General features: G+C 31.8%; 11 protein-coding genes, 1 tRNA gene and 1 pseudogene. 10 read left to right on the top strand and 3 right to left on the bottom strand.

Features of this window, described 5'->3' with window-relative positions:
- The first annotated feature begins 11 nt into the window (after nucleotides 1-11).
- The 10 genes and pseudogenes from ACKX2A_RS18260 (at nucleotide 12) to ACKX2A_RS18215 (ending at nucleotide 12,270) form a co-directional block, all read left to right on the top strand.
- A complete protein-coding gene (locus ACKX2A_RS18260; protein WP_415329495.1) occupies nucleotides 12-1,394 on the top strand; it encodes an RtcB family protein in 1,383 nt (460 codons plus the stop codon).
- A 75-nt stretch (nucleotides 1,395-1,469) separates the two neighbouring features.
- Nucleotides 1,470-1,579, top strand: a tRNA-OTHER gene (locus ACKX2A_RS18255).
- A 204-nt stretch (nucleotides 1,580-1,783) separates the two neighbouring features.
- Nucleotides 1,784-3,538, top strand: coding sequence for a hypothetical protein (locus ACKX2A_RS18250; protein WP_415326355.1), 1,755 nt, complete (start codon nucleotides 1,784-1,786; stop codon nucleotides 3,536-3,538).
- 423 nt (nucleotides 3,539-3,961) lie between these two features.
- A complete protein-coding gene (locus ACKX2A_RS18245; RefSeq protein ID WP_415326354.1) occupies nucleotides 3,962-4,711 on the top strand; it encodes a DNA polymerase beta superfamily protein in 750 nt (249 codons plus the stop codon).
- A 14-nt stretch (nucleotides 4,712-4,725) separates the two neighbouring features.
- Nucleotides 4,726-5,367 (top strand): hypothetical protein, encoded by a 642-nt coding sequence (locus tag ACKX2A_RS18240; protein ID WP_415326353.1) that lies wholly within the window; start codon nucleotides 4,726-4,728, stop codon nucleotides 5,365-5,367.
- Nucleotides 5,364-6,095: pseudogene (locus tag ACKX2A_RS18235) on the top strand (ATP-grasp domain-containing protein). Before ACKX2A_RS18240 ends, ACKX2A_RS18235 begins: the two are co-directional and overlap by 4 nt.
- 75 nt (nucleotides 6,096-6,170) lie before the next feature.
- Nucleotides 6,171-7,940 carry a hypothetical protein gene (locus tag ACKX2A_RS18230; RefSeq protein WP_415326352.1) on the top strand — a complete coding sequence of 590 codons (1,770 nt, stop codon included), beginning with the start codon at nucleotides 6,171-6,173 and terminating at the stop codon, nucleotides 7,938-7,940.
- A complete protein-coding gene (locus tag ACKX2A_RS18225) occupies nucleotides 7,915-8,973 on the top strand; it encodes a DNA polymerase beta superfamily protein (RefSeq protein WP_415326351.1) in 1,059 nt (352 codons plus the stop codon). The genes ACKX2A_RS18230 and ACKX2A_RS18225 overlap by 26 nt, the downstream gene beginning before the upstream one ends.
- Nucleotides 8,974-9,039: 66 nt before the next feature.
- Complete coding sequence (locus ACKX2A_RS18220) at nucleotides 9,040-10,728, top strand: WG repeat-containing protein (protein ID WP_415326350.1); 1,689 nt, start codon at nucleotides 9,040-9,042, stop codon at nucleotides 10,726-10,728.
- Nucleotides 10,729-10,731: 3 nt separating this feature from the next.
- Nucleotides 10,732-12,270, top strand: a complete 1,539-nt coding sequence (locus tag ACKX2A_RS18215) for a hypothetical protein (RefSeq protein ID WP_415326349.1) — start codon at nucleotides 10,732-10,734, stop codon at nucleotides 12,268-12,270.
- 34 nt (nucleotides 12,271-12,304) lie between these two features.
- Here ACKX2A_RS18215 and ACKX2A_RS18210 read toward each other — a convergent pair whose 3' ends face one another.
- From ACKX2A_RS18210 to ACKX2A_RS18200, 3 genes are all read right to left on the bottom strand, one after another.
- A complete protein-coding gene (locus ACKX2A_RS18210; RefSeq protein WP_415326348.1) occupies nucleotides 12,305-12,820 on the bottom strand; it encodes a hypothetical protein in 516 nt (171 codons plus the stop codon).
- A gap of 20 nt (nucleotides 12,821-12,840) precedes the next feature.
- On the bottom strand, nucleotides 12,841-13,194 hold the full coding sequence (locus tag ACKX2A_RS18205) for a hypothetical protein (RefSeq protein ID WP_415326347.1): 354 nt from the start codon (nucleotides 13,192-13,194) through the stop codon (nucleotides 12,841-12,843).
- Nucleotides 13,195-13,304: 110 nt separating this feature from the next.
- Nucleotides 13,305-13,739, bottom strand: coding sequence for a cold shock domain-containing protein (locus tag ACKX2A_RS18200; RefSeq protein WP_415326346.1), 435 nt, complete (start codon nucleotides 13,737-13,739; stop codon nucleotides 13,305-13,307).
- Nucleotides 13,740-14,044 lie beyond the last annotated feature (305 nt).

Genomic DNA, 14,044 nt, shown 5'->3' with positions numbered 1-14,044 from the left:
TGAGAGAACATATGGAATTTAATGGAAATCATTTAATAGAATTAGGATATAGATCGGCGAAATGGTTCAAGGAAGCAATCGCACATATCAATGAAAATAAATTAGATGAAAATCAAATCGCAGCATATTTAGAGCAATTCAAACAACCGGAACTTATTCCACTTCATAAAACGGCAAAAGATTTTGTCATCAACATCAAAGCCGAACATGAAAGTGAAAACGATAACGTGGAAAAAGTAATCAACACGATGAAAGTTCTGATGAAAACCCCAACTTTGGTTGCCGGAGCCATTATGCCCGATGCGTGTCCTACAGGTTCTATAGGTCAGATTCCGGTTGGAGGAGTTGTTGTGGCAAAAAATGCAATTCACCCAGGATTTCATAGCGCAGATATTTGCTGTTCCGTAATGTTGACGGATTTTGGAAAAGCTGATCCTAAAGAAGTTTTGGATGCCGCCCATTCCATCACGCATTTCGGATACGGAGGAAGACCGAGAGGTGAGCAAATGGAGATGTCTCAGGAATTAATGGATGCTTTCAGAGCAAATGATTTTCTGAATGATGAGAAATTAATCAGCATTGCTCGTTCTCATATGGGAACGCAGGGTGACGGAAACCATTTCCTGTTTGTCGGAATTTCTAAGAATACCGGAAATACAATGTTGGTGACGCATCACGGTTCAAGAGCTCCAGGAGCTGCTTTGTATGATAAAGGAATGAAGATTGCGAATAAATTCAGAATAGAAAATTCTCCTGAAACATTAAGAGAAAATGCATGGATTCCATATGAATCTGAGGAAGGAAAATCGTATTGGGAAGCACTTCAATTGATAAGAACATGGACGAAAGAAAACCATATTTCTATTCATGATGCCACTTTAAATAAATTAGGAATCGAGAAAGAAGATAGATATTGGAACGAACATAATTTTGTTTTCAAAGATGGAGATTTATTTTACCATGCAAAAGGTGCAACGCCTTTGGATGATAAATTTATGCCGGATATTACAGGACCGAGATTGATTCCGTTGAATATGTCGGAACCCGTTTTGATCGTTCAGGGAAAAACGAATGAGAGAAACCTTGGTTTTGCGCCACATGGAGCGGGAAGAAATTTCAGCAGAAGTCAGCATAAAAAATCTTTGGCTCATAAAACTATTGAAGAAGTTTTTGAAGAAGAAACAAAAGAATTAGATATCCGTTTTTTCTCGAATGAAATTGATATTTCTGAACTTCCAACTGCTTATAAAAGTGCAAAAAACGTGAGAGCTCAGATTGAAGAATATGGACTTTGCGAAGTTTTGGATGAAGTGATGCCTTACGGTTGTATCATGGCAGGAGATGTTCAAAAGAATGCGCCTTGGAAGAAAAAGAAAAAGTTTAGAAAAGCTTAATAAAAAAGAAAACTAATAACCGAACCTTGCAGGTGTAAAAGCCTGTAGGGTTTATGAAAACTATTCATAAAGGTAGGAACAGTAGCTCAGATGGTTAGAGCAACAGATTACTTTTCGCTTTTGGCAAAAAAAGTTCCTGTAAACTTCAAAGTTGTGGGTCGCAGGTTCGAGTCCTGCCTGTTCCTCAAAAATAAAAATTAAGGCAAAGAAAGTTCCTATATTTTCAGACATTACTTTCCGCCTTTTTACAAAATCCTAAGGCAAAGGGAGTTCCTATTATTTTTTTGGAAAAATACTCCCTGCCTTTTTATAAAAACTATAGGTAAAAGGAGTTCCTATACATTTCATTAAAAGAACTACTCCTCACTTATTTTTTTAAATTAAAAACAATGAAAACATTAAAATTATTCAATGCAGTTTTAGCCAAAGAATCGGATGCAAAAGCATTTATTTCAGACGATGGTTTCATTATTGAACCTAATGCAATTTGGGCTAAAAAAGAAATTATTTCCTATTACGCCAAAGAAAAACTGAACGGAAAAGATTTGAATAAAACTTTTCATAAATCTTGGCAAAAAATAAAAGATAGCTCCAGAGTTAATTTATTTTTCGACCAGATTACTCATTATATTTCAACCTATGGAAGCAATTTTCAGAATGAAATTTACATTCCGAATGAAGTATTGAATATTCCTGATTTAAAGCTAAATTTTAAAGTCATCAAAGCCTATACAAAAGAAGAAATGATAGAAAAATGTCTTTCTCTTTTGAAATCTGGAATGGCTTTAAAAGAAGAAACAATCGATGATTTGTTGAACATCTTACATAATGAATTGGATTACGATTTCACAGGAAAAGAAAATATCCGAAATAAGGAAGCAATCATAAAAATTGCTGATCGTTATGATATTTATCCAGAAAATCCTGTTGAATTTTTCCGCTACGTGATTTATAAAACAACAAGAGAAACACTTTTAATTAAAGATGATAATTTGATTAATTTAATTAAGCAAAGCAGATTCGATCCAACTTTTTTATTTCAGCTATTCGGAGAAGAAAAAATGGCGGAAATTTTTAACCGTTTCAAGCCTTTATTTTTAGCATATAAAAACAGAGCACCAAAAACGATTAATAAAATTTCGAAACTTTCAAAAGTTTATCATCAGCCATTAGTTTCAAATCCTTTGAATAACGCAACAAATATCCTGCTGGAGAACAGCGATTTGCATTGGCTGGAAAATGCAACTCCATTTGCTTTGTTTAAAGCTTTATCGGCTTGTTATTCAAGAATGTATGGGCAAGATACTTTCGTTTACAGAATCAGAAATGGAAAGTCGTGGACGAAAAAATCAACCTCAACTTCTGTGAATGAATTAAATTATGTTTTTATCTTAAATTACTTAAAATCTAAATATAATTTTTCCGGAAAGAAGATATTTTTTCCAAAAGATGTAGCATTTGCTTTACCAACTTCAGAAAAAATGTTCGTAGGAAATATTCCGACAGGAACAAGATTTTACGGTGAAAAATTGGCCGTAGGAATCTATTGGGAAAATGCTTGGGGAGCTTACGATCTAGATCTTTCAGGATTGAATATTGCCGGAAAAATCGGTTGGAATGCAGCGTATAACCAAAACGAAGGTCAGTTGATGTATTCTGGAGATATAACTTCTGCTCCAAACGGTGCTGTGGAATATCTTTACGCAAACAGAGGCTTGGCCGCTCCAACACTGATGATGAATAACGTTTTCAACGGAAGCAGTGAATGCGGGTATAAAATTGTTGTCGGAAAAGGTGATGCCGTTTCATACGATTATATGATGAATCCGAATAATCTTTTTGCTGAAGCTAAATCTAACTCGGTTCAAAAACAAACGATTTTAGGAATATTGATGCCAAAAGACGGAAAACAATGTTTCGTTCTATTGAATTTCGGAGCTGGTCATTCGCACGTTTCCGGAAATACAGAAGTCTCCACAATGGCGACCAACGAGCTGTATCAGCAATGGTACGAACCGATTTCTTTTAATCTGTTGATTCAAGAACTAGGAGCAGAAATTATTTTTGAGAAAGAGTATGCTGACCTTGATTTTTCTTTGGAAAACTTGGAAAAAGATAGTTTTACGAAAATTTTTAAATTATAATAAATCCATTTTAATTGTCATTTTGAGAATTCTCAGAATGGCAATTTTGTTTTAAAATCCTTATTTTCTTTTGTCTTGAAACAAAAGAAACAAAAATTACCTCCATAAAGTCGGCGAATATTATTTCAAGACTTGAAAACTGAATGTTAAAAATTAATCCTGTTCTCTAAAAATTCTAAAACTCGCGCGAATTCGAGGCTTGTTCTTCGAGTTTGAATTGGTCTCGTGCTCAAACAGTAGAATTTTTTAACGTTCACATGACAAATTTTCTTAACGCTTCAGCTTTCGAGGTCGCTCATAACACTAGAACTCTCAAACCCTATAACTCTCCTACTCTAAAACACAACAACTTTCAAACAAAAAACCTCAGCGTAAAAACATTGCGCAGAACACCTTTTATTTTGCATTATAAAATTAAAAACAATGACAACGAAAATATTAGAAAAATTAAAAGAAGTTGAAGAGAAACGTGGTGTAGAAATACTTCTTGCCGTAGAATCAGGTAGCCGAGCCTGGGGTTTTGCTTCGCCAGACAGCGACTACGACATACGTTTCATATACCGACATGAAAAAGACTGGTATCTTTCACCTTGGGATAAGGATGAAACGATAGAATTTATGACAGAAGACGATTTGGACGGTTCCGGATGGGACTTGAGGAAGACTTTTCATTTGCTGTTGAAGTCGAATGCTGCTTTGTTGAGTTGGTTTTACTCTCCTATCGTTTATGTAAAAAATGAAAAATTTTATGACTTATTCAAACCTTTGGCGGATGAATGCTTTTCTCTGATAGCGGTTTCTTACCATTATCTGAGCATGAGCAAAAAATATCTGGAAGCCTGTAGAGCTGATGAAGTAAAATTGAAATCTTATTTCTATTGTTTAAGAACCACTTTGACAGGAAAATGGATATTGGAAAAAGGAACTGTTCCGCCAGTTTTATTCAGTGAATTGTTGGTTTTAGTCGATGATTTTACGAGAACAAAAATAGAAAATTTAATCGCTTTAAAAGCCACAAAAGGAGAATCTTATTATCATCCAAATGATTGGGAATTGTTTGGCTTTTTGGAGAAAATGGTTTTGGATAATGAGGAACGAGCGAAGAGTTTGAAAGGTGGAAATGCGGATAAAAAGGAAATGGAGAGGGTTTTTAGGGAAATATTAGCACTATAAATTAGAGTAAAAATATGAAACAATTATCTGAAAGAGCTTTACAGTTTATTGAAAAATCGGGAAGAAATAAAGAATATGAAATAAGCTTAGATATTTTAGAAAAGCATTTGAGGTTTTATGACATTCAAAGCTATTCTGAAATTATAAGTTTTCAGAAAAATTTTTCAGGACTCAATCTTCAAAACATTGTAATTAATATTTTTACATCTAAACAAATAAAAGAAAATAAAGGAGTAAATACCTATCATTGGAAAGGGCAAACTTTGTTTTCAATAAACGATAGTTTTTATATTGCAGAAAACGGAGAAATTGCGGTTAGAGATTGTGGTTGTGACTCTTATGATTTTTATTTTTATTACGAAAGTTTTGGAACATTTATCGAGCAGCAGGCATTTTTTGAAAAACATAGATATTACAAGAAACGTCCTGCCATCTTCTACGAAATCACTGATATAAATGAATTTTCAAAATCTATGTCCAATTATGATTTTTTAAATGAGTGTTCAGATAAATATAATCTTGTTTGGAGAAACGAGGCAAATCTTGTCCATGCAACAAACTCTTCGGACATTTGGAGCGTCGTTTTTGATAGTATTTCAGAACAAAATCGTTATGATTTAATTAATAAATTGAAAGAAAAACATTTAATAACATGAAAAATATAATCGCCCTGTCTCCCATGTACAAAGAAGACAGCAACAACCTGAAAAAAGCATCGCTCAATTCACCTTACGAATTGAACCGTTTTAATGCAAAATGGAATGTTGCTGAAGAATTTCGTGCGGATGTAATTGCAGTATATGGCGAAGATATTTACGCAGAAATTGTTGCGGAACAATGTAATTTAACATTAACAAAACCTAATGACAATTGGCTTTCGAAGATTTCGGAGGAATTTACAAAACGTAAAATTTCTTACGGTCAATTGAAAGATTTTGTATATGAAGAAAATATTTTCATTAAATGTTCTGATTTTAAAAGTTTTAAAGCCGGAGTTTTCGATAAAGTCACCAATATCAAGGGTTTTGACACGTTGGATTTAGAAAGTACCGTTTTCACTTCGGAAGTGGTGGAATGGGAACTTGAAGTAAGATGCTTTATTTTAAATAACGAAATAAAAACTCATTCTTCATATTAGCGAAACGATTTTTTCGATACCAATCCGCTTTCAGAAATTGAACAAAAAGATCTATTTGAGTTTTTCAATGATTTCATGAAACAATATTCTGAAACGCTACCAAAAGCAATTGTTTTGGATTTCGGAATCATCAAAGGAAAAGGTTGGGCTTTGATTGAAGCGAATCCGGCTTGGTGTTCGGGTTTGTATGCTTGTGATGCGGAAAAGGCTTTGGAGGTGATTGTGGAGAGTTGTTTTAAAAATTAAGCATAGAAAATTATTCCAAAGAACAAACAAATTTTAAGTATTTTTAATAAAATTTCATTAATACAATATAAAAATATGATTGATTTCCCAAAAGATTTTAATATAGAAAGAGACAGTAAAATTTTAAAAAATTTATTATCTATATACGATTCAGAAAGTCTATTTATAAATATTATGGAGTTAATATTTCAAATTGAACCACCACGAATGGATATTTATCCGTTTCAAATGTTAGATTCTCCTTATAGACAACTAATGTATATGGCTGCTTTAAATCTGTCTTCTAGCGAAGGACTTGTAACAAAAGATATTCCCACAAAAGAAGAATGGTTAAAAATTGTCACTCAAATGATAACAGTTAGAGCTGGATATTATGATGAACTTTTAAAGAATAAAAATTCTGAATTCAGTGCTGCAGAGTTTGATGAATATTACAAAATCGCAATGCCTATTTTCAACAATATATATGATACAGGAGAATTGAATTATGAGGAACAAATTATTGAAAGAATTAGTATATTATTCACCCCTTCTGATAAAATGTTACAAGAATATTTTGGATTAACAACTTCTGACTTCATCAACATTTATAATATATTGGATAATTTATTTCATAAAAAATTAAATTTATTATTAGATTTAATAAAGGTAGACAAGGATGTTGAAAAATTATTTCGTGATTTTAAAGACAACGGATATAGCATCGATAATATTGAATATAATAAATCTGAAAATATAGAAATTGCAATCGAAATTTTAACAAATAAAAGTGAAAAATATTCAGTTAATATAAAAGACCTTTACAATGCATATGAGCAAAGTAAAATTGATTCATTTCTTAATATATTTACAATATCAAGAAATGAATCTCAATATCTGCACTACACTCAAAAAAATCCATTACTTCAAAAGCCTTTATTCAAATTAAAGAATGGGAAAATACTAATTATTGAAAAAAGAACTCTTATTAATTCAGTTTTTGACTTTCTTGAAAATACTGTTCTAAATTCTAATAATAAAAATAATTATGAAAAAAGAAGGGGTATTTGGTTACAGAACAAAACTGAAAATATTTTAAGCAAATACTTTAAGAGTGATGCTAAAATTTATAATGAATATAAATCAAATAATAAAGGACAAGATATACTTTGTTTAGCTAAAGGAAAACTAGCTTTAATAATCGAGAATAAAGCTGTAAAGGAGATGGAATTTAGTGGTTATCCTAATACCGTTGAAGTTTTTAGAAGATATGTTAAAAAATTTAAAAAATCAATCCAAGAAGGATACGATCAAACATGGAGAATTAAAGATCAATTTTATTTTGAGAATAAATTGGAGATTTTAGATGCTCAGAATAATTTAATAACAGTAGATACTAATCGATTCCATAATGTCTTTTCTATTATAATAACAATGGATAGATATCGAGAACCTCAAATAAATACTTCTGAATTATTAAATAAAAATGAAGATGATGATGGTTTTCCACTTTCAATGTCTATTGATGATTTCGAAATTCTAATGTTATCATTAAGTAAGTTAAAAATAGGTATTGGAACTTTTATTAATTTATTAAAGAAAAGAGAACTTCTACAAGGTAGAACTACATCTAATGATGAATTAGAAATTTGGGCTACATTAATAAATAATCCAAAATTCAAAATAAATGAAAATGAAAATTATACTTTTATACCTAATTCGAGATCTACAAATATTTTTGATAGATTATATGAGAGCGGATTAGGTTTTAATAACGAAAAATTTTTCAAAGAAAAAAAGAATAAAAGTTTTTTAATTATTAATTCTGTTGAACGTCTCAATGAACATCCAAGATCTAAAAAATAAAAACCTCATCCTCCTCGAAGCTATCTCCGGAAGCCGCTCATTCGGACTCGCGACGGAAAATTCCGACACAGATATTCGTGGAGTGTATTTTTTACCGAAAGAAGACTTTTTTGGTTTAAATTATATTCCGCAAATCTCCAATGATACCAACGATATTACCTACTACGAAATCGGAAGATTGGTTGAATTATTACAAAAAAACAATCCGAATATTTTGGAAATTCTGGCAAGTCCGGAAGATTGTATTCAACATAAAAATCCGTTAATGGATTTGCTGAAACCGGAAGATTTTCTTTCCAAATTATGCAAAGATACATTTGCAGGTTATGCAATTTCACAGATAAAAAAAGCAAAAGGACTTAACAAAAAAATACTGAATCCGATTGATAAGGAAAGAAAATCCATTCTCGATTTTTGTTATGTTTTGCAGAATCAGGGTTCGATTCCGTTGAAAAAATGGCTTTCCGAAAACAGAAAAATTCAGGAAAAATGTGGTTTAGTAAGCATTGACAATACCAAAGGAATGTTTGCACTTTTCTACAACGAATCTGGAGATTTAAATTATAAAGGAATTATCCAGAATGAAGATGCCAATCAGGTTTCGGTTTCGTCTGTTCCAAAAGGTGAAAATTCTGTTGCGTATTTGTTCTGTAACCTTGATGCCTATTCGACCTACTGCAAAGATTACCGCGAATATTGGAAGTGGGTTTCGGAGCGAAATGAAGACCGTTACAATGTCAATCAGAATCACGGACAAAATTATGACAGCAAAAATATGATGCATACCATTCGTCTTTTGCAGTCATGTGAACAGATTTTTAAAACAAATTCTTTGAATATCCGAGTGGAAAACCGAGATGAGTTATTAGACATTAAAGCTGGAAACTGGTCATATGAAAATGTGATGGAAAAAGCCGATGAATTAATAAAATCCATTGAGCATCATCACTCCATTTCTACCCTTCCCGATTTTCCTGATTTAAATAAAACCACAAAAATTTTAATTAAAATAAGAAAAGAACTATACAAATAGAATAACTCCCTAAATGTAGAAACCCTCTAAACCTTGAAATTTAATTACTTTTGCAAAAACTATAGAATGAAATTCAAATTCTCAAAGAAAACACTTCTTTTTCCTATATTATTTTTAAGTATCCCTTTATCTGCTCAGGAGACCTACATTCCCTACAGAGACGGAAAATTATGGGGTGTTTCCAATTTCGACGGAACGGAAATCATTGCTCCAAAGTTCGATTCCATCAGCTTTAATGAACAGGATGATTATGATTTTAAACTGATTCATACTTTTAAAAATAAAAAAAGAGGAATTATCCTTGACGGAAAAGAGGCACTCTCACCAGAATACAAAAATATTTTCCCGTCTTACCGCGGATATATTGTCGCAGAAGTAGATGACGAAAAGAAACACCGCATGATTATCGATAAATCCGGAGCTAAAATTACAGAACAGCCTGTTTTAAGTATTTTAGATTCAGAAAGTTTCGGAAATGGATATTCTGATGATACTTACAATACGCTTTTCCATACTTTAAACGACAATATGCGAGAAGATCTTTTTGTTTGGAATCCAAAAGAACAGAAAGTAAATTCAATTTATAAAGATTACTATTCGATTGCTTTAAGGGACAACAAAAAGTCCAGAAAGCTGGATCTTACGTACCGAAAAAATGAATCGGATCCTTTATCGGAAGCGACTTTTATCTCGGATGGAAAAACAATTGTTCCTTACACTTCGAAAAATTCCAGGGAGATGATCGTAAAATATACTCCGGAAAGAGGTTCGTCATATTACGGTGGTTATCAGGAAGGTATAAAGACTTCTCGTTATGGCTCTTCGGAAACTTATTCAGAAAGTGTGACTTACACCCCCCCGCCTCCACCACCTTCAACAGGTAGAAGATCTTCCGATGAAGTAAGAGTATATGAGCCAGCCACTAAAACGCCTTCTTATGTAAATGTAAGTTATTCGCTGGAAAATGATTTTCCTAAAATTATTTACAGTTACGGTTATCAGAAAGATGCTAAAAAATTTACTAAAAGATTAAAGCTTCCACGTAAAATTACGCATCTTAAAATTGAAACTTTTAAAGGAAATTATCCTCAGAGAAAAACTGCAGATACTATTTATACGTACAACAATTATATTTCTTACCTCAACAAAAACAAAAAGGAGATTCTGATTACAGAAAATAAACCGACGGAATACGACAGCATTAAAATGTTGAGTCCAAGCCGGGATTCAGGATATCAAGGTGTTCTTTTCCTTTTAGGACAAAAGAAAAACGGAAAGATGAAATTCTCTTTTATGAATGGTAACCAACAATTTTCTGCAACAGATTTTGATGAACTGATTGTAAATGAAGTATTCGGAAGTTCCGATTATAGTTTTTGGACGATTAAAAAAGATGGAAAATATGGTGTCATTAATCCAAAAGGAGAATTTATCTTAAAACCGATTTATGATGAAATCATCAATAAAAAAACAGATAACGGTTACGGAAATTATCTTCGCTTAAAAAAAGACGGAAAATATGGATTTTTAAAACCTTCTCTTACGGCCCCAACTTTGGAAGTCAATTTCATAGAACCGATTTATGACTATCCGATCAGAAATATTTATCTGCAATATCCTTACTGGCAAAGTGTTTATTCGCCTTTATCGGGAAGAAACAGACAGACAGGAACGATTCTCGTTGCTTTGGAAGACGAAAAAGGAAAATTGTTGGGATATGCCAATAAAAACGGTCAGCTTTATTTTAAAAACTAAACTATGAAATTCAAATATTACAGTGCTGCGCTTCTTTTTGTAAATATTCTGATTACGGCTCAATATCGTGATAGAGAATATGATTCTGAAATGCTTAATTACACGGTTTTAAGCAGGGATAAAGTAAAATCATACGAAGAAGCTTTTTTTAAAGAAACGGAATTTTCGCCGGAAGAATTCTATACAGATTTAACAAAACTCGATAAAAATTACGATGTTTTAGCCTCACTTCCCCCAAAAGGCCAGACCGCAGAACTTAGAACCGTTATTTATGATGGTTTTAATACAACAACACCTTTTAAAAATAATGTAATTGATGGCGTAAAAAAAATCAATTATCCGGATGGAACTCTTTTTCAGGAAATTCCATATAAGAACGGAAAAATTGAAGGCTTAGCTAAAACGTATGATAAATATGGACAATTATTGTCCGAAGTTCCGTATAAAAACAATCTTAAAAACGGACTAAAAAGGGTTTATTTTAAAGATACAAAAGACCGTTACGATGATAAGGAATATCGTATTGAAGGCAACTACAAAAATGGAGAACTTGTGGGTCCTGTTATGATTTCGAATGATAAATTGAAGATTATTTATCCAAGCGACTTCAAAAAAGGTAAGGTTGAACTTTTCTATAATGACGTCTCGTTGGTTAATTATAATATTATTGACAGAGAAGTCAGAAACGGACTTTACACGGCTTACAGCATCAGTAACATCGATGAACAAGATCCGAAGCAGCAGAGAAAACGTATAAAAAGTTATACCGCAACTTATTTCAATAATGAATTCAACGGATATGTTGAAAAGTATAATAAAAACGGGGAGTTATTGTCTAAGAATCTTTACAGTTACGGAAAACCGATCGGTACTCATAAATCATTTTACGATGTCGGAAAACTGCAGTCTGAAGCATATTATGATAATTCAGGAAACAAAACAGGTACTTGGAAAAATTACAATTTAAATGGTGATGTTATCGAAATCATTAATTATAAAAATGATCAATTTGATGGCAATAAAGAAACCTATTCCAACAAGACCTTAAAAACTCAGGAGGTTTTTGAAAACGGAAAACGTCTTTCCAATAAATATTTTGATGAAGGAATATTAAGGAGTGAGGCATATTATGACAAAGATAAATTTGTAAAAGAAGTTTCCTATTTTAATGATGGTAAGGTAAGATCATTGAATAACGCGGGAAATGAAATCATTTACTATGATAAAGATGGAAAAGTGATTCATACTAATCGATTTAAAAATGGCATGCCAATAGGAATTCAAAAGTTTGTAGATTATGAAAAAGATGGTTCGGTAAGAATATTATCGGAAACAGAATATGATGATAAAGGCAAAAAAATCCGTTCTGTATGGTTCGACCAAAAAGGCGGATCTACAGAATCTTTTTACAAAAACGGACAGCTTCACGGAAAGCACATTAAAATCCTTGAAGACGGTTCAAAAAAAACAGATTATTACTTCGAAGGCAAGCTCGTAAAAGAAGCAGAATTCAAACAACTTTCGGAAGAAGATAAGATATAATATATCCTAAACCATCGATTTTTCGGTGGTTTTTTTATTCAACATAAACCTCATAAGGTTTGTTTAAATCTTTCACTCTTTGAAAAAAGTCTCGTAATTCTATTGCTCTGGTTATCAAATTGGGGATAAATCCTGTATCTCCTTCAAAAATTTCATCATCATTAATTCCTAAATATCCTAAATAATCAATTTCGTAATACTGATCAATAAAATTTGAAATTCCTCCATAAATATCTGTAATAATATCTATATCGGGAGATTCATTTCGTAAAGCGATCAACAAATGATTATCAATAAAATTTATCAACTCAGGCATTTCTGCAACTCCATAATGAGCCGAAAAATTATCACTTGTATACTCTTCTTCAAGTAAATCTTTTTCGTACCTAAACTTGTTTTCAGAAATAGATGCCTCCATCATTTTCTCTCCCATCAATGGATTTAGATTATTAGCATAAAAAATTAAAATCGCAATTGATACCATGTGTGGATCAAGTTGTTTTTGCCAATCGTCTTCTCCGGTAACCTTAAAATATATTCTTCTTGACATTTATTAATTAAAAAAAATTATCATTTATTCTTCTTTAAAATATAATAAATGGCTTTATCCTTTTCATCATTCATCGTGTAAGCAAATTGGAAAGAATATCCGTTAGCAGACATAAAGTTAAGCGCATCCATCATCGAATTGAATTTCATATTTCGACCTTTTTCATCTTTGATGCTTGTTCCGTTTTTAAATGAAATCGATTTGGTTTCCTGCCCGAAATCTATTTCAACATTTACTTTTGTGCTTAATGATCTTCCGGTTCCGATGATTTGAACATAATCTACATCAATATCTCTGATCGGAACATCATTTACCGTTTGAGCAAAAGAAATAGTTGCGGAGAAAACAAAAAAAGTAAATAGTAATTTTTTCATAAGTTTTTGTTTAAAGATAAATAAAATTTTAATCATCATTGAACATAAAAAAATCCTTCATTTCTGAAGGATCTTAATATATCTGAGAATTAATCTTATGTATGAATTAATTATTTTACCAATCTGATCTCTGCTGCAGAAAATCCTTTCGGAGATTTTTCTTTTTCAAAAGATACTTTGTTTCCTTTTTTGATCTGATCGATGCAATTGTTGTTGTGGAAGAAGATATTTTCTTTTGTCTTATCTTCCGTGATGAAACCGTATCCTTTTTCGCTTAAGAACGTTACGATTCCTGTTTTTATAGTTTCTTCAGCTTCGATTGGAGCTGCACCTAGTTGGATGTTGTCAAGGTTAATTTCCTCTCTTTCATCATTATCAGGTGGTGTAGACGTAAGCTGTCCGTTTGCATCTACATACATAAACATTTCGTCAAGGCTTTTACCTTTGGCATTGTTTTCTTTACGCTCTTCACGACGTAGAGCTTTTTCTTTTTGTTTTTGCTGTTTCTTCTTGAAATTTTCTTTTTTAGAGAAAGAATCCGCCATATATTTTTTAAAATTTAATTGTTACTGGGTACTATTAAGCTTAAATATTATTATTCATATTTAAACTCTTGTAATATTTAATACATCCGTCAAAAAGAGATGTAATATGTTTTCCGGTTGTCTTTTTTATTTGAATGATTGTTCTGAGAACAATTGGTAAGAATGAAATAGAAAAATGATATTTCAAATAATTACAACACTGCGAAAGCAGAGAACCTGTCTTTAAGATAATGTACAAATATACGAAAAATAAAGACACGAAACAACCCTCTTTCCATTTAAATAATTGAGTTTCAATTGAATTT

The organism is Chryseobacterium sp. MMS23-Vi53 (assembly GCF_047651245.1).
Taxonomy (GTDB): domain Bacteria; phylum Bacteroidota; class Bacteroidia; order Flavobacteriales; family Weeksellaceae; genus Chryseobacterium.
The sequence above is the reverse complement of the archived record's forward strand: the minus strand, read 5'-3'. Positions and strand labels throughout refer to the sequence as shown.